General features: G+C 62.2%; 15 protein-coding genes. 3 read left to right on the top strand and 12 right to left on the bottom strand.

The window, feature by feature from the left end; translation table 11 throughout:
* Nucleotide 1: 1 nt before the first annotated feature.
* Complete coding sequence (carA, locus tag EYW45_RS20955; protein ID WP_161137399.1) at nucleotides 2–1,156, bottom strand: glutamine-hydrolyzing carbamoyl-phosphate synthase small subunit; 1,155 nt, start codon at nucleotides 1,154–1,156, stop codon at nucleotides 2–4.
* 195 nt (nucleotides 1,157–1,351) lie between these two features.
* Between carA and tal the strand changes: the two genes are divergently transcribed.
* Together tal and dapA are read left to right on the top strand one after the other, a co-directional pair.
* Nucleotides 1,352–2,305, top strand: a complete 954-nt coding sequence (gene tal, locus EYW45_RS20950; protein WP_161137398.1) for a transaldolase — start codon at nucleotides 1,352–1,354, stop codon at nucleotides 2,303–2,305.
* 352 nt (nucleotides 2,306–2,657) lie between these two features.
* Nucleotides 2,658–3,557, top strand: a complete 900-nt coding sequence (gene dapA / locus EYW45_RS20945; RefSeq protein ID WP_161137397.1) for a 4-hydroxy-tetrahydrodipicolinate synthase — start codon at nucleotides 2,658–2,660, stop codon at nucleotides 3,555–3,557.
* A 14-nt stretch (nucleotides 3,558–3,571) separates the two neighbouring features.
* On the opposite strand, the gene EYW45_RS20940 is transcribed toward dapA, so the two are convergent.
* From EYW45_RS20940 to EYW45_RS20905, 8 genes are all read right to left on the bottom strand, one after another.
* The gene (locus EYW45_RS20940; protein WP_161137396.1) at nucleotides 3,572–4,297 is read right to left on the bottom strand and encodes a GntR family transcriptional regulator; all 726 of its coding nucleotides are present in this window, start codon (nucleotides 4,295–4,297) and stop codon (nucleotides 3,572–3,574) included.
* Between the two features lie 136 nt (nucleotides 4,298–4,433).
* Nucleotides 4,434–5,528 (bottom strand): AbrB family transcriptional regulator, encoded by a 1,095-nt coding sequence (locus EYW45_RS20935; protein ID WP_161137395.1) that lies wholly within the window; start codon nucleotides 5,526–5,528, stop codon nucleotides 4,434–4,436.
* A gap of 3 nt (nucleotides 5,529–5,531) precedes the next feature.
* Nucleotides 5,532–6,173, bottom strand: a complete 642-nt coding sequence (locus tag EYW45_RS20930; RefSeq protein WP_161137394.1) for an isochorismatase family protein — start codon at nucleotides 6,171–6,173, stop codon at nucleotides 5,532–5,534.
* Nucleotides 6,174–6,175: 2 nt separating this feature from the next.
* Nucleotides 6,176–7,264, bottom strand: coding sequence for an ABC transporter ATP-binding protein (locus tag EYW45_RS20925; RefSeq protein WP_161137393.1), 1,089 nt, complete (start codon nucleotides 7,262–7,264; stop codon nucleotides 6,176–6,178).
* Nucleotides 7,264–8,346 (bottom strand): ABC transporter ATP-binding protein, encoded by a 1,083-nt coding sequence (locus EYW45_RS20920; protein ID WP_202444847.1) that lies wholly within the window; start codon nucleotides 8,344–8,346, stop codon nucleotides 7,264–7,266. Before EYW45_RS20920 ends, EYW45_RS20925 begins: the two co-directional genes overlap by 1 nt.
* A 7-nt stretch (nucleotides 8,347–8,353) precedes the next feature.
* Nucleotides 8,354–9,190, bottom strand: coding sequence for an ABC transporter permease (locus EYW45_RS20915; RefSeq protein ID WP_161137392.1), 837 nt, complete (start codon nucleotides 9,188–9,190; stop codon nucleotides 8,354–8,356).
* Entirely contained in the window at nucleotides 9,190–10,131 is a 942-nt protein-coding gene (locus EYW45_RS20910; RefSeq protein WP_161137391.1) for an ABC transporter permease, read from the bottom strand. The genes EYW45_RS20915 and EYW45_RS20910 overlap by 1 nt, the downstream gene beginning before the upstream one ends.
* Nucleotides 10,132–10,135: 4 nt before the next feature.
* Nucleotides 10,136–11,692 (bottom strand): ABC transporter substrate-binding protein, encoded by a 1,557-nt coding sequence (locus tag EYW45_RS20905; protein WP_161137390.1) that lies wholly within the window; start codon nucleotides 11,690–11,692, stop codon nucleotides 10,136–10,138.
* Nucleotides 11,693–11,953: 261 nt separating this feature from the next.
* Here EYW45_RS20905 and EYW45_RS20900 point away from each other — a divergent pair, with 261 nt between their 5' ends.
* Entirely contained in the window at nucleotides 11,954–12,592 is a 639-nt protein-coding gene (locus EYW45_RS20900; protein WP_161137389.1) for an isochorismatase family protein, read from the top strand.
* A gap of 178 nt (nucleotides 12,593–12,770) precedes the next feature.
* Here the strand turns inward: EYW45_RS20900 and EYW45_RS20895 are convergent, their stop codons facing one another.
* The 3 genes from EYW45_RS20895 to EYW45_RS20885 all read right to left on the bottom strand — a co-directional run bounded on the left by EYW45_RS20895 (nucleotide 12,771) and on the right by EYW45_RS20885 (nucleotide 15,275).
* Entirely contained in the window at nucleotides 12,771–14,162 is a 1,392-nt protein-coding gene (locus EYW45_RS20895) for an APC family permease (RefSeq protein WP_161137388.1), read from the bottom strand.
* A 182-nt stretch (nucleotides 14,163–14,344) separates the two neighbouring features.
* Nucleotides 14,345–14,947, bottom strand: a complete 603-nt coding sequence (gene recR / locus EYW45_RS20890; protein ID WP_161137387.1) for a recombination mediator RecR — start codon at nucleotides 14,945–14,947, stop codon at nucleotides 14,345–14,347.
* 1 nt (nucleotide 14,948) lies between these two features.
* Nucleotides 14,949–15,275 (bottom strand): YbaB/EbfC family nucleoid-associated protein, encoded by a 327-nt coding sequence (locus tag EYW45_RS20885; RefSeq protein ID WP_161137386.1) that lies wholly within the window; start codon nucleotides 15,273–15,275, stop codon nucleotides 14,949–14,951.
* Nucleotides 15,276–15,318 lie beyond the last annotated feature (43 nt).

Raw genomic sequence — 15,318 nt, 5'->3', positions numbered from 1 at the left:
TTTATTTCTGGCCGGCCATCAGGCTGATGAATTTGTCGAACAACACGATGATGTCGTGCGGACCGGGGCTGGCTTCGGGATGACCCTGGAAGCAGAACGCCGGGCGGTCCGTGAGTTCGAATCCTTGCAGCGTGCCGTCGAACAACGACACGTGCGTGACGCGCGCGTTGCTGGGCAGGCTGGCCGCATCCACTTCAAAACCGTGGTTCTGGCTGGTGATGAATACGCGCTTGTTGTCGAGATCCTGCACCGGATGATTGGCGCCGTGGTGGCCCGTTTTCATCTTGATGGTCTTGCCGCCTACGGCCAGACCCAGGATCTGGTGCCCCAGACAGATACCGAACACCGGCAGCTTTTGCTCCAGGAACGTACGCGTGGCGGCCACGGCGTAGTCGCACGGCTCGGGATCGCCGGGGCCGTTGGCCAGGAACACGCCATCGGGCGAGAGCTTGAGCACCTCTGCGGCGGGCGTTTGCGCCGGCACCAGCGTGATTCGGCAACCCCGGTCGGCCAGAAGGCGCAGGATATTGCTCTTCACGCCGAAGTCGTAGGCCACCACGTGATACGGGGTTTCAGCCGGCTTGGTGAAGCCTTCGCCCAACTGCCAGGTGCCGTCGGTCCAGGTTTGCGTTTCGGTGATCGACACGGTCTTGGCCAGATCTTGCCCGGCCATGCCGGGGAAGCTGCGCGCCAGTTCGACCGCACGGTCGGCATCGATGCCGACCAGGATGCAGCTGCCTTGGGCGCCCTTCTCGCGCAGAATACGGGTGAGTTTGCGGGTATCGATGCCGGAAATGGCAACCACACCCTGCTCTTTCAGGTACTCGGGTAGCGACTTGGTCGAGCGGAAGTTCGACACGCGCGCCGGGCAGTCACGCACCACGAGGCCGGCGGCAAACACCTTGCGCGACTCGGTATCTTCGTCGTTGATGCCGGTATTACCGATATGCGGATAGGTGAGCGTGACCGTCTGACCCGAATAGCTCGGGTCGGTCAGGATCTCCTGATAGCCGGTCATGGCGGTGTTGAACACCACTTCGGCAACGGTGTGTCCTTCGGCGCCGATGGACACTCCCCGAAAGATGGTACCGTCCGCCAAAGCCAAGATTGCAGGAGAAAACCCGTTGGTTCCCTCGGGAAAAAGTTGCGGCAGCACAGTCACACCCCGGAATTAAGAATCGACAATCAAACCTATCGATTATACCCGTTTTGGCTTTAAGTACCTGTAAGCCCGGCGAACGGTGGGGGAATGAGGGCCTGGAGTGATACGCTAGCGGGCTCGTCCGGCACTGCCCCGAACCGCGTTTCGCGGCCCGCCGGCTCCTTCCAATAGTTGATCGAAACAGAACCTATGTCCAGTCAGCTCGATGCTTTGCGCCGCCACTCCACCGTTGTTGCCGATACGGGCGACTTCGAGGCCATGCGGTTGTTTCGTCCCACGGATGCGACGACCAACCCCTCACTGATCCTGAAGGCGGTCCAGCAGGATGCCTACCGCCACCTGCTCGAACGCGTGGTGCGCGAGCACCAGGGCGCATCGACCGAAGATCTGCTCGACCGCCTGCTGGTCGCCTTCGGCACCGAGATCCTGAAGATCGTGCCGGGCCGCGTGTCGACTGAAGTCGACGCCCGCCTGTCGTTCGACACCCAGGCCAATATCGACCGCGCGCGCCGCCTGATTGCTCTGTACGCCGACGCCGGCATTGACCGCGAGCGCGTGCTGATCAAGATTGCGTCCACCTGGGAAGGCATCCAGGCCGCCCGCGTGCTGGAAGCCGAAGGCATCCGCTGCAACATGACCTTGTTGTTCGCGCTTCCGCAGGCGATCGCCTGCGCCGATGCCAAGGTGCAATTGATTTCGCCCTTCGTCGGCCGCATCTACGATTGGTACAAGGCGTCGGAAGGTGCCAAGTGGGTGGAAGCCGACCGCGCCGGCGCCGCCGATCCGGGCGTGCAATCCGTCACCCGCATCTATCAGTATTACAAGGCGCTGGGCATCAAGACCGAAATCATGGGCGCGAGCTTCCGCAACGTGGGTCAGATTCTGGCCCTGGCCGGTTGCGACCTGCTCACCATCAGCCCCGATCTGCTCAAGGCGCTGTCCGAAGCCGAAGGCGACGTGCCGCTGGCGCTCACCCCGGCCAGCGTGGCGCCCGCCACCCCGATCGCATGCGACGAAGTGGCCTTCCGCACGATGCTCAATGACGATGCCATGGGCACCGAAAAATTGGCCGCCGGGATTCGTCAGTTCGTGGCCGACGCCATCAAGCTCGATGGCTTGATCGAGGCGGCTGCCGGGCGCTGATCCGTCATCCGGTAACCGCCATGCCGCGCGGCGGGGCTCCCCGCCGGTCGCGCGGCATGATATGGTTTCGATCAGATTTCAATCTTCCCTGCTTCACATGCACCCACCCATCCCCCGTTCCGCGCACCCCCTTTGCCTATCGGCCGAGGCGAGTGGGCGCATGGGCGCGTGCTCGTGCGTAGGCATGCAAGGATTGAAATCCAAAAAACGACTTCTCCGCTGACGGGGACGTCATGTCCCGTCGGGCGGAAGCCGGACGGGACGAACAGTTAAGCCACACGCTTGATTTTTGCCTCGATCCGGTACTGCCGGAAGGGACGGTTCATTAATCGTTCACTTATCGAGGCGCACCATGCCCCTACATCTTGAAGGTATCTGGATCCCCATCGTGACCCCGTTTCGGGACGATGCGATCGATCACGCCGCGCTGACGCGGCTGGCCCGTTATCTAACGGCTGCCGGCATATCCGGCTTTGTGGCCGGCGCCACAACCGGCGAAGGCGCCCTGCTCTCCATGGACGAACAGGCTGCAGTGTTCGATACCCTGCGCCACGCAGCACCCCACCTGCCTGTCGTTCTGGGTGTGTCGAGCGCCTCCACCGCCGCGGCGGCGCATCAAGCGACGACGCTTGCAGCACTGCACCCCGATGGCTTGCTCGTGACGCCACCCAGCTATGTGCGGCCCACCCAACTCGGCGTGCAGAAGCACTTCGAAGCGGTCGCCGACGCAGCACCGCACGCGCCCATCATCGTCTACAGCATTCCCTACCGCACCGGCGTAACCGTCGAGGTGGAGACATTGCAGACCTTGGCGCAACAAGGCTGCGTGGTGGGCATCAAGGAATGCGGCGGGGATATCGCGCGCATGCTTCGTCTGATTCACGACACGCCGTTGCAGGTGTTGTCTGGTGACGATGGCATGAACTTCTCGGCACTGTGCCTGGGCGCGCACGGCACGATCGCCGCGTCGGCGCACATCCTGCCGCACTGGCACGTCCGGATGCACAACCTGCTGCGCCAGGGCGAACTGGCACGCGCCAGACAGATTGCCGTTGCCTTGCACCCGATCACGCAACTGCTGTTTGCCGAACCCAATCCATCGCCGCTGAAGGCGCTACTGGCCGAGACGGGGCACCTCGCTGCCGATGTTCGCCTGCCTTTCGTGCCGGTAAGCGATGCCCTGCGAAGGCGTCTGGTGATCGCACTGGACACGCTTCAGCGTGCCGAGGCGGCGCTAATGACCGATGCGTGACGGCGCGGCGGCGATCACCCCGTCACGGGCGCAACCCGCGGCGGCATGGCGCCGCCCAACAGCGCGCAGGCCTGCATGATGTGTTCGCGCATCAGAAACTCGGCGCGGCCGCTGTGGCGTTGCACCACCGCCTCGAGAATGCGCGCGTGCTCTTCGTTGTAGCGCTGCATCCTGGCGCGGATTTGCGGCTGATCGGCCGTGGCACCGACCACGTCGTGCACGCGCGGCATGCGGCCGATGCTGCGATGGGTGCGCTCCAGCAAGCCACCCGGCGCCTGCGCCATCAGCAAGGCATGAAAGCGGATATTCAATTCGCGCCATTGCGCCAGCGCATGCGCGTCGAGATCGGCAGCCAGCAACGCATCGACGGCATCCACACACCCGCGCAACTCGGCGATTGCCGCATACGGCAAACCCTGCTGCGCGACCACGCCGCAGGCATAGCCTTCGAGCAAGGCGCGCATCTCGTACGCCTCATACAGATCCTGCCGGCTGAATTGCCTGACCCGAAAGCCGCGATTGAGCGCATAAGTCACCATGCCTTCGCGTTCGAGCGCCACCAGGGCCTCGCGCACCGGCGTGCGCGACAACGCAAATTGCGCGGCCAGATCCACCTCGCGCAACTTGCTGCCCGGCGCCAACGTGCCGTCGACGATCATGGTGCGCAACGCTTCGAGCAGCTCATCGGTCTTGAGCGGCGTCGTCGTCTTCTGATTATTCGAAAAGAACTCTTCCAGCATGTTGTCCCCTGCTTAGCGCGCTCGTCTTGCTCGTCCACTCGCCACGGTCATCGGTGCACGCAGCGCGAAGCGCATTGCTCGTCGCATTGCGCATTTTAGGCGGTACGCTGCCCCCGGTCGTGGATCCGCCGTTGCGCTACAAAGACGACGCGGCTTGGCGGCTGATGCGTGCCGTGTGCCGGTGCGACAAACGACGCGCGATGATGGGGCCAACAATCACGACCGCGAAAAGCCGCAGGGTCTGCAACGCAGTGATGAACGCCAGATCGGCATGCGCACCCAGCGCGATCACCGCCACCGAGTCGAGCCCACCCGGCGTGGTCGCCAAATAAGCCGTAACGCCATCGATAGGCATGATCAGTGTGAGCACCCAGGCCGAGACCCCGCACAAGAGCATCAACCCAACCACCGCGAGCAGCATGGTGGGCAGTGCGCGCATCAGCGGACGCGCCAGATCGCGCCGGAACTTCAGTCCGATGGTCGCTCCGATCGTGGCGAAGGCCAACGCCAGCAGCAGGTCGTGCACGGCCATCACGGCGATGCCGGACACACCCAGTATCGCGCCCAGGAAAAGCGGCACCAGAATCGCGCCCGCCAGCACCCGCGTGGCCATGCCCACGTAGGCGCCGATCGCCACCACAACGATCGTAGCGGCGATATCCCATAGCTGCGGGTCATGCCGGGCGAGATTCATCATCGGCGGCACCATCGTGATCCGGCCGCTCAACTGGCCCGCCAGCGCGTGCACCACGATCGACCCAGAGCCCACCACCAGCACCACGCGCAGGTATTGCATGACGGCCACCATGCGCGCGTCACCGCCGTATTCATCGGCCAGCGCAATCATGGCGGGGGCCGCCCCCGGCAGCGTGCCCCACGTGCCGGTGGTGCCCGGCAGGTTGCCGCGGCGCATCAACAGCCATCCGATCAGGGCCGCGAACGTCACCGTCATCGCGACGGACAACATCATCTGCCACCAGCTTGCCGCCACCGTGGCCAGCACGCTGCTGCTGATGGCGCTCGAGATGACGGCGCCGGTGGCGGCCTGCGCCAGATTGAAGCCCAGGCGCGGCACTTCGATGCCGCCGCCGGCCAGGCCGAATGCCATCGCCACCAGCATCGGCCCCACCAGCACGCCAGCGCCGAAGCCCAGCCGCACAAGCCCGAACGCCATGGCGCCGGACAACACACACAACATCACCCACTGAACGGCTGGTTTCACATTACCCACACACTACGCCCTGACACCATTGATGTATTGCAGCACTTCGCCCACCGGCATCACGTCGCCGTACTTGGCGTTGATGTCGAAGAGCGCGGCATCGTGCGGTGCCTGATGCCGGTCGCCGGCGCATTCGGCCGGCACGATCACGTGAAATCCGTTGGAGACGGCGTCCACTGCCGTTGCACGCACGCAGCCACTGGTCGAGCAGCCCGTGATGATCACGGTGTCGTGCCCCATCGCCCGCAGCATCGTACTCAACGGCGTGCCGAAGAATGCAGACGAGTGGTGCTTGGTGATCACCAGGTCGTCCGGTTGCGGCGCGATGCGCGCATCGAAGCGCGTGAGCGGCTCATCGGCCACGAAGCGGCGCAGCGCCGGCACCTTGCGCACGAACATCCCGCCTTGCGACGCGGTCTTGTCGTACAGCACATTGGTGTAGATCACCGGCATACCCGCCGTGCGGGCAGCCGCATACAACGGCGCGCTTTGCACCACGGCGTCGACCACGCCCTGACCGTAGAACGGCGCGCCGGGTACGGTGTAGAAATCGATGAAGTCGATGGACAGCACCGCTGCGCTCTTGCCGAAACCCGTGCGGGTTTCATACAGGCCGGCATAGTTGGACTTCAAGTCTTCGCTCAAGAAAGCCATGATCAATGATCCCGATTCAGTGATGTGAGGGGCATGCGGTGCAAAACCGCCGTGTCCGGAAAGTGACAAGCCACCGCACCGGCACGATGCGCGCGCAAGGGTGGATCTTCATTGGCACACAAGCCCGGCACGGCAATGCCGGCGGGATCGTGGGCGATGTCGGCACGCGCGCCGCCTTCGGCGGCCAGCATGCGGGCTCGAAAGCACCGCGGATGAAAGCGGCAGCCGGAAGGCAACTGGGTGGCCGAGCCGATCTCACCGATGGCGATCGCCGGCTTTTTGGCGCGATCGTCGTACGGATCGGGATGCGGCACGGCAGACAGCAACGACTCGGTATAGGGATGGGCCGGCCGGGTATATAGCGTGTCGCGATCGGCGAGCTCGACGATCTTGCCCAGGTACATCACCGCCACGCGATCGCTCACGTGCCGCACCACCGCCAGATCGTGCGCGATGAAGAGATACGACAGATTGCGTTCGCGCTGCAGCTTCTTGAGCAGGTTGATGATCTGCGCCTGGATCGAGACGTCGAGCGCCGAGACCGGCTCATCGAGCACCAGAATCTTGGGATTGAGCGTGAGCGCGCGCGCGATGCCGATACGCTGGCGTTGCCCGCCTGAAAACTGATGCGGATAGCGGCTTGCATGATCGGGATTGAGCCCCACGCGCAGCATGATGTCGCGGATGAGGGCGGGCGAATCTGCGTTGTACAGGCCGTGCACTTTCAACGGCTCGGCCAGCGTGGCGCCGATGCTCATGCGCGGATCGAGCGATCCATAGGGGTCTTGAAACACCATCTGGATATCGCTGCGCATGGCGCGCACCGCAGCGGGCTTGAGCGTGGTGATTTCCTGGCCGTCCAGGCGCACCGAGCCGGACGTGGGATCGATCAGCCGCAGGATCAGCCGGCCGAGCGTGCTCTTGCCGCTGCCGCTTTCGCCGACCAGTCCCAGTGTTTCGCCCGCGCGCAGCGTGAACGACACGCCATCGACGGCGTGCACGGCCTTGCGTTGCCGCGTGAAGAGCCCGCCTTGTGCGCCGAATGTCTTGCGCAGATCGACGACCTTGAGAAGTGTGTCGGTAGCAGCCATCAATCCTCCACGACCAGAATGGGCAGTGTGCGCCAGTGCAAACAGGTGCTGCGGTGTTCGGGGTTGTCCGTCACTTCAGACAAGGGTTTGATGCGGCGGCAATCGTCGCGGCCACCGCCATGAAAACAGCGCGGCTCGAAGGCGCATCCCGGCGGCAGATCCGCCACGTTGGGCGGCGCGCCTTCAATGGCCGGCAGATCCTCGCCCGCAACCGAATCGAGCCGCGGGATGCTGCGAAAGAGCGCATGCGTGTAGGGATGCTTGGCGCGGCGAAAGATATCGTCGCGCGTGCCGGCCTCGACCACCCTGCCCGCATACATCACCGCAACACGATCGGCATATTTCGCGACGAGCCCAAGATCGTGGGTGATCAGCACCACACCCATGCCCGTCTCGCGCTGGATGTCGGCCAGCAGATCGAGAATCTGCGCCTGTACGGTCACGTCCAGCGCGGTGGTGGGCTCATCGGCGATCAGCACTTTGGGCTCGAGTGCGATCGCCATCGCGATCAGCACGCGTTGACGCATGCCGCCCGACAATTGATGGGGGTAATCGTCGATGCGGCGGCTGGGATCGGGAATCTGCACCCGTGTGAGCAAGGCGACAGCACGCTCGCGCGCCTCGCGCCGGCCCACCGACTCATGCGCGCGGATCACCTCGATCAACTGCTGGCCGATCGTGAATACGGGATTGAGTGCCGTCAACGGATCCTGAAATACCATCGAGATCACTTTGCCCCGCAACAAGCGCAACTCGGACGCCGGCAACGAGGTGAGGCTGTGGCCGTCGAGAATGACCTTGCCCGCCACCACCTTGCCGGGTGCCGCGACCAGCCCGAGCGCAGACAGAAACGTCATCGATTTGCCGGAGCCGGACTCGCCCACCACGGCAAGCGTCTTGCCGGGTTCGACCCATAACGACACTTCGTCGACCACCGTGATCGCACGGCCGTCGCCAGGAAAGGCCGTGGTGAGTCCGAAAATGTCGAGCACGCGATGCGGGTTGCGCGTTTGGGGCGCCGGCGGGGGTATCGCTGCCGCTGTTGCTGCCGCATAGGCAGATTGCAATGATGCAGTCGTCATCGTGGTCTCACATCATCTTTGCGTTGGAGGTTTTGCGCATCTGCGGATCGAGCGTGTCGCGCAGGCCGTCACCCAACAGATTCAGGGCAATCACCATCATGGCGATACAGAAGCCGGCCGACAGCGAGATGATGGGGTTGGATTGCAGGAAGCTTTGCCCATCGGCGATCACGTTGCCCCAGGTTGGGGTGGGCGGCTGTACCCCCAGGCCCAGAAAGCTCAAGCCCGCTTCGCCCAGGATGGCCGTGGCTGCACCGACTGTGGCCACCACAATCACCGGCGGCAGGCTGTTGGGGATCACATGAAAGATCAGGATGCGCATGCGCGTCATGCCGATGGCGTGCGAGGCTTCAATGTACGGCCGCGGCGCAATGGTGAGCACCACCGCGCGCATCACCGCCGCCACACGCGGGGTGAACGCCAGCGACACGGCCAGGATCACCGATTCCAGCGACGATCCGCGTGCCGCCACCAAGGCCAATGCCAACAGAAAGCCAGGAAACGCGAGCAGGATATCGATGATCGATACGGTGACGCGCTCGATCCATCCACCGAGAAAGCCCGCCATCGCGCCAATGGTCATGCCCAGCGTCAGCGATAACGCCATCACCGATAACGCCACTTTGAGCGAAATGCTGGTGCCCCAGATGAGGCGGGAAAGGATGTCGCGGCCGTACTGATCGGTGCCCAGCCAATGATCGCCCGACGGCACGGCAAGGGTGTTGGCCAGATCGGTATGCAGCGGCGAGTACGGCGCAATCCACGGCGCAAGCAATGCGATCAGCGTCATCACGACCAGGATGATGAAGCCGGTCAGAAAACCGGGGTGGTGGAAGTGGCGCATTATCGGCTCCTCATGCGCGGGTCGACCAGCGCATACAACATGTCCAGGATGGTGTTGACGATCACCACGCCCACGGCGAGCACCACCACGCCGGCTTGCACCAGTTGGTAATCGCGCGCCGACACGGCCTTGAGAATCGTCGAGCCCACGCCCGGACGGCTGAACACGACTTCGATCAGGATGGCGCTACCCAACGAGTAGGCAAACGTGACGCCCACAATGGCGAGCACCGGGATCAAGGCGTTCTTGAAGGCCAGGCGCCAGATGATGCGATGCTCGGGCACGCCCATCGCGCGGGCCACACGGATGTAGTCCTGCCCAATGATTTCCAGCATGGCCGACCGGGTGAGCCGGGTCACGTAGGCCGCAACCGACACCCCCAGCACCGTGGCGGGCAGCGTGAGGTAGTACAGACTATTGAAGAAGCCTTGTCCGGAGGACGATCCCAACGCCGGAAACCATTTCAGTTCTTGCGAGAACAGCACGATGCTCGCCAACCCGATCCAGAACACCGGAAACGAAATGCCTGCCAGCGCCACGAGCATGATGAGCGTATCGGTCCAGGTGCCCTGGCGCATCGCCGTCACGATGCCCATCGGCACGCCGATGATCACCGCCAGCGTCAACCCAGAGAAGGCCAACGCCGCGGATTGCGGCAAGCTCTCGAAGATCTCGGCCAGCGCGGGCCGGCCGGTGATCACCGAGATGCCCAGGTCGCCCGTGAACACGTGCCCCATGTACATGAAATACTGCCGCCACAAGGGTTGATCCAACCCCATCTGTGCCCGCAACGCCGCCAGCGCGGCATCGGTCGCGTAATCCCCCAGCATGTACTGGGCAGGGTCGCCCGGGATCATGCGCACCATGAAGAAGGCGACGGTGATGATGCCGACCAGCGTGATCGCCAGTTGCGTCAACTGGCGCGAAAGATAACTTCCCATGCCGTCACCCGAGGGAAACGGGATACGCGTTGACGGTAAAGAGCGAGTTCTGCACCAGGCCCTTCACTTTTGCCGTATGCGCCATGTAGAGGTTGTCGGCGTAGAGCGGAATGACCGGCACGTCGGTCATCGTCTTCTTGAGAATGGCGGCATAGGCGACTTTGCGGCCGGCGTCGTCGGGCGCCGCGGCCGCTTGCGCAATCAAATCCTCAATGGCGGCATAGTGGGAGGTATTCAGGCCCGGCGGAAATGACGAACGGGCAAAGAGCGACAGGATCGGGCTATCCGGATCCGGCGCGCCGACCACGCCGGTAATGGCGGTGGGAATATTGCCCTTGTTGCGCGCCTGCAGGTACGTGCCGCGCTCGAGCACCTTGATGTTGGCGGTCACGCCCACGGCCGCGAGGTCGCTGGCGATCGCCACGATGATCTTGTCGTACGGATTGGCCGCCGGCGTGACCAGATCCAGTGAGAACGACGTTTGACCCGCTTCCTTCAACAACGCGCGCGCGCGGGCGGGATCGTAGGGATAGCGCGGCACGTCATCGGTGTATTCCGGAAACGAAGACGTCAGCACATTGAAGGCCTCGCCTTTCGTACCCTTGAAGAATCCTTTGATGAGTGCTTCGCGATTGATCGCGTACATCAAAGCCTGGCGTACGCGCACATCGGCCAACGGTTTCATCTCGGTGTTGAGCACGAGGTTGATCGTGTGGTTGGCCGGCCGGTTCATCACCGTCACGCCCTTCGACGCGCTCAAGCGCGTGATCACCTCGGGCTGTTGCAAGCCGAAGAAAATATCGATTTCGCCGTTTTCCAATGCAATCGCCGAGGCGGTTTCGTCGCGGATGAGGCGGAACACAACCGCCTGCACCTTGGGTGCGCCACCGAAATAGTCAGCGTTTGCCGTCAATCTGATTTCCTGGCCCGGCGTCCAGCGATCGAACACAAAGGGGCCCGTACCGATCGGATTCAAGCGGTATTTCTCTTCGCCAATCTCGGTGACGGCGCGACGGCTGACGATCCAGCCCTGATTGAACGCGCTCACTTTGTGCAGGAAGCCCGAGTTGGGCGCTTTCAAGGTGATGACGACCTTGTCAGGCGCGGGTGCCTCGATACTGGCCACGGACGCAAATTGGCCGGCATAGCTGCTGCCCGTTTTCGGATCGAGTACCCGGTCGAACGAGAACTTCACGTCGTCCGAGGTGAGAACGCCGAAGTCCTTGTGCCATTTCACTCCGGTGCGCAAGGCAAACGTGTACACCTTGCCGCCGTCGGTGACTTCCCAGCCGGTGGCCAGATCGGGCACGATTTTGTTGGTGGCTTCGTCGTATTTCACCAAGCCACTGTAGAGATGCGTGGCGACCGATTGGTTTTCGATCTGGAAGATTCGGGCTGGATCCAGGTTGCCGATATCGGATGCGATCCGAATCCGCACGGTGGTCGCTTCTTGCGCCTGCACGATGCGTCCCAAACCGAGCGACATCGTTGCTGCCGTGCCGAGCGCTGCCGCAGTAAACCGGCGGCGCGACATGCGCAGCCCCAGTTGATCTTTCGCCATGCCATTCCCCTTGTCGGTCTGATTTGTGCAAACGCACATAGAATGCATGCAATTTATACGACGGCATGCAAACTCGACTATTGGGGAGAAACCCTATGAAATACATAGGCCTGATGTGGAGTAAGGTTATACGCACGGGGCAAATGATGGACCTTTTCAGGTCTAAATCGTGCAATTGCAGCATTCTCCGCCTGGATTTTCCCGTCATTTCCTCAATATTGCATGCAATCCAATTCATTAGCTAACCAGCAGGAGTCGTCAATGACCGACATGGACATCTTTGAGAAGCAGGCGTTTGGCAAGAAACTAGGCATCGGCCACCGCGCAGCCGTCCTTGTGATCGATTTTCAGGTGGGGTTCACCAGCGACGCCAAGTTTGGCGGCTACAACATCAACGATGCGATCGCCAACACCGTCGATCTGCTGGCCGCGGCGCGGGAGGTAAACATGCCGGTGGCGCACGTGCGCTTCATTGCGCAGCAAGGCGGCTTCGACATCGGCCCCTTCGGTGAGAAGGTGCCGAATCTGCGTGAACTTACGGCCGACAATCCCGACTCGGCCTTCGTGACCACCGTGGCACCCATCGCGGGCGAGTACGTGGCCGAGAAACGCCATGCCTCCGCATTCTTCGGCACCACGCTGTCGTCATGGATCATTTCGAACAATGTCGACACGCTGTTCATCGCGGGTTGCACCACCAGCGGTTGCGTGCGCGCGGCCGCAGTGGATGCGTCGGCTTACGGCCTGCGGCCCATGGTGGTCGCCGATTGCGTAGGCGATCGGGCACAAGGCCCGCATGAGTTCGCGCTATGGGATTTGAGCCAGAAATACGCCGACATCATGTCGCTGGCCGAGGTAAAGCAATACATGCAGACGCTGGAGATGGCGGTCGCGGCTTAGTCTGGCGCTGGGCCACGCGGGACTTGGGCTGGGCTTCAGTGTCGGCTTCTGCCTGCGTTTTCGGCTTCGGTTTTGGATCCGGCCTCGACGTTGAATTCGGCTTGGGCGCGTAGCGGTTGCGCCGAGTTCAAAAGAAGCGGTAGGTGTAGCCGGCTGTGCGCCCGCTACACCTGCCGACTCAATCCTTGAGCTTGGAGGGGTCGAGATGGACGCCCTTCTTGCGATTGACCAACACGGTCACGCCCCACATCACGACACCGAGGGCCAGCAACCAGCCGGCAACTTGGTATTGAATGGCGTCGCGCCCTGTAATGGGCAGCACCAGGAACAAGCAAGCCGCAGCGCCCAAGCCGGCAATCACGGTATTGGTACGGAAGTGTTCATGCTCCACCTTGTCGCGGCGCAGGACCAATACGGCCACGTTGACGAAGGTGAACACGCCCAACAGCAGCAATGCCGTGGTGCCGCCCAGCGCCTTGATGGCTTCCGAATCGGTATTGGCCACCAGTGCGATCAGGCCCGCGCCCAGAACCGTGGTGAACACGATGGCCGCCCACGGCGTTTGCGTGCGCTTGTGGACCAGCGACAGGAACTTAGGCAACACGCCTTGATTGGACATGCCATACAAGAGGCGGCTGGCCATCATCATATTGATCAACGCCGAGTTCGCCACAGCAAACATCGAGATGATGGGCATGATGGTGTCCATCGGCAGATTGGGCGCAGCACGCTGCACCACCAATACCAGCGGCGTTTTGCTGGCAGCCAATTCGCCCACGGGGATCAGTGCCACTGCGCAGATCGACACGAGCACGTAGATGACGGCCGTGATGCCCAACCCCGTCAACATGATCTTCGGGAAGATCTTGTTGGGGTTATGCGTTTCTTCAGCCATGTTGACCGAGTCTTCGAAACCGACCATGGCGAAAAACGCCAGACCGGTTGCCGATGCAACCGCCAGGAACACGCTCTTGTCTTCGGGGGTATTGAAGGCCACGACGCGTGAAAAGTCAGCGTTCCCGCCGGCCATGGCGTAGAAACCCAGGCCGATCACCAACAGCAATCCTGTCAACTCGACCAGCGTGAGCACGACGTTGAACTTCACACTTTCGGACGCGCCGCGAAAGTTGATGATCATGATCAGGAGCATGAAACCGATCGCGCCCGCCGTCACATAAAGCGGGTTGGTTTCGACACCGATGGATACGAAGAGGTTGGCGGCAAAGGCCTGCGACGCGGTCGCCGCCGACGTCAAACCGGAGCACATCACCGTAAAACACACGATGAATGTGAGGAAGTGAATGCCGAAGGCTTTGTGCACATAAAGCGCGGCACCGGCGGCTTTCGGGTATTTCGTGACGAGTTCAAGGTACGAAAATGCCGTGAGCAATGCCACGCCGAACGCAATCAAAAAGGGCAGCCAAGCTGCCCCGCCTACTTCTTGTGCCACTTGCCCGGTGAGAGCGTAGATCCCGGTACCCAGGATGTCGCCGATAATGAATAAGAGCAACAGTTTGGGACCCATTACCCGCTTGAGTGGGGTATTTTCAGTCGCGTCCAGAGTGGCCATGGTATCGAGTTTCCGCTTTGCAAAAGGGGCAACGAAGCCCCGGCTCAAATGATCGGAAGCGATTCTACGGGATAGAAGTGAGCGTAGATTTACACAGCGGTGACAAGAAATTTCTTGATCGGCGATCGCATCGATTCAGGAGGTCGTCCGCGCAGCGATGTTCAAGCGGGCCACGCAGCGGGCTATCGACGTTCCATCAACGCCCAGGCGATCGTGCCGGCGTCCACATATTCGAGTTCGCCGCCGGCAGGGACACCGCGCGCGAGACGCGTGACCTTCAAGCCACGCTCGCTTAACGCCTCACTGAGAAAGTGAGCCGTGGTTTCGCCTTCAGCCGTGAAATTGGTCGCCAGGATGACTTCCTGCACCTGGCCATCCGTTGCACGCTCGACGATGCGCGCGAAGTCGAGTTCTTGCGGGCCGATGCCTTCGAGTGGCGCAAGCCGGCCCATCAGCACGAAGTACAAGCCGCGATAACCATGGCTGGCCTCGATCGTGTTTTGATCGGCGGCCGTTTCCACAATGCACAGCAGCGATTGATCGCGCCGTGGATTGAGGCACGTCGCACAGATCTCGTCCTCGGTAAACGTATTGCAGCGCGCGCAATGCTTGAGCCGCGATACCGCGCCGCCCAATGCGCGAGCGAGCACGTCCGCCCCCTGCACGTCGTGCTGCAGCAGGTGGTACGCCATACGGCGCGCCGATCGCACCCCCACGCCAGGCAACCGGCGCAGGGCTTCGATCAGCGCCGTAAGCGGTTCGGGCTCAGGCAGTTGCGGATCCATATCAGAACGGCAACTTCATTCCCGGGGGCAACGGCATGCCGGCGGTCACGCCAGCCATCTTTTCTTGCGACGTGGACTCGGCCTTGCGCAACGCATCGTTGAACGCGGCAGCGACCAGATCCTCGATCATGTCCTTGTCGTCGCCCAACAGGCTCGGGTCGATCACGACGCGCTTGACGTCGTGACGGCAGGTCATCGTGACCTTGACCAGACCGCCGCCCGAAGCACCTTCGACCAGAATGTCCGCGAGGGCGTCTTGCGCCTTCTTCATGTTTTCCTGCATCTGCTGTGCTTGGCGCATCAGACCGGCAAGTTGTCCTTTCATCATGATGGGAGCGTCCTCGGAAAATGAATATATTGATTGAAAGAGA

Source organism: Schauerella aestuarii (genome assembly GCF_009866805.1).
In the GTDB taxonomy this organism is placed as follows: Bacteria; Pseudomonadota; Gammaproteobacteria; order Burkholderiales; family Burkholderiaceae_B; genus Schauerella; species Schauerella aestuarii.
The sequence above is the reverse complement of the archived record's forward strand: the minus strand, read 5'-3'. Positions and strand labels throughout refer to the sequence as shown.

Excerpts from the sequence above, each read along its gene's own strand:
- tal (WP_161137398.1), top strand. The coding sequence starts at position 1,352 with ATGTCCAGTCAGCTCGATGCTTTGCGCCGCCACTCCACCGTTGTTGCC.
- dapA (WP_161137397.1), top strand. The coding sequence starts at position 2,658 with ATGCCCCTACATCTTGAAGGTATCTGGATCCCCATCGTGACCCCGTTT.
- EYW45_RS20940 (WP_161137396.1), bottom strand. The coding sequence starts at position 4,297 with ATGCTGGAAGAGTTCTTTTCGAATAATCAGAAGACGACGACGCCGCTC.
- EYW45_RS20930 (WP_161137394.1), bottom strand. The coding sequence starts at position 6,173 with ATGGCTTTCTTGAGCGAAGACTTGAAGTCCAACTATGCCGGCCTGTAT.
- EYW45_RS20925 (WP_161137393.1), bottom strand. The coding sequence starts at position 7,264 with ATGGCTGCTACCGACACACTTCTCAAGGTCGTCGATCTGCGCAAGACA.
- EYW45_RS20920 (WP_202444847.1), bottom strand. The coding sequence starts at position 8,346 with ATGACGACTGCATCATTGCAATCTGCCTATGCGGCAGCAACAGCGGCA.
- EYW45_RS20915 (WP_161137392.1), bottom strand. The coding sequence starts at position 9,190 with ATGCGCCACTTCCACCACCCCGGTTTTCTGACCGGCTTCATCATCCTG.
- EYW45_RS20910 (WP_161137391.1), bottom strand. The coding sequence starts at position 10,131 with ATGGGAAGTTATCTTTCGCGCCAGTTGACGCAACTGGCGATCACGCTG.
- EYW45_RS20905 (WP_161137390.1), bottom strand. The coding sequence starts at position 11,692 with ATGGCGAAAGATCAACTGGGGCTGCGCATGTCGCGCCGCCGGTTTACT.
- EYW45_RS20900 (WP_161137389.1), top strand. The coding sequence starts at position 11,954 with ATGACCGACATGGACATCTTTGAGAAGCAGGCGTTTGGCAAGAAACTA.
- EYW45_RS20895 (WP_161137388.1), bottom strand. The coding sequence starts at position 14,162 with ATGGCCACTCTGGACGCGACTGAAAATACCCCACTCAAGCGGGTAATG.
- recR (WP_161137387.1), bottom strand. The coding sequence starts at position 14,947 with ATGGATCCGCAACTGCCTGAGCCCGAACCGCTTACGGCGCTGATCGAA.
- EYW45_RS20885 (WP_161137386.1), bottom strand. The coding sequence starts at position 15,275 with ATGATGAAAGGACAACTTGCCGGTCTGATGCGCCAAGCACAGCAGATG.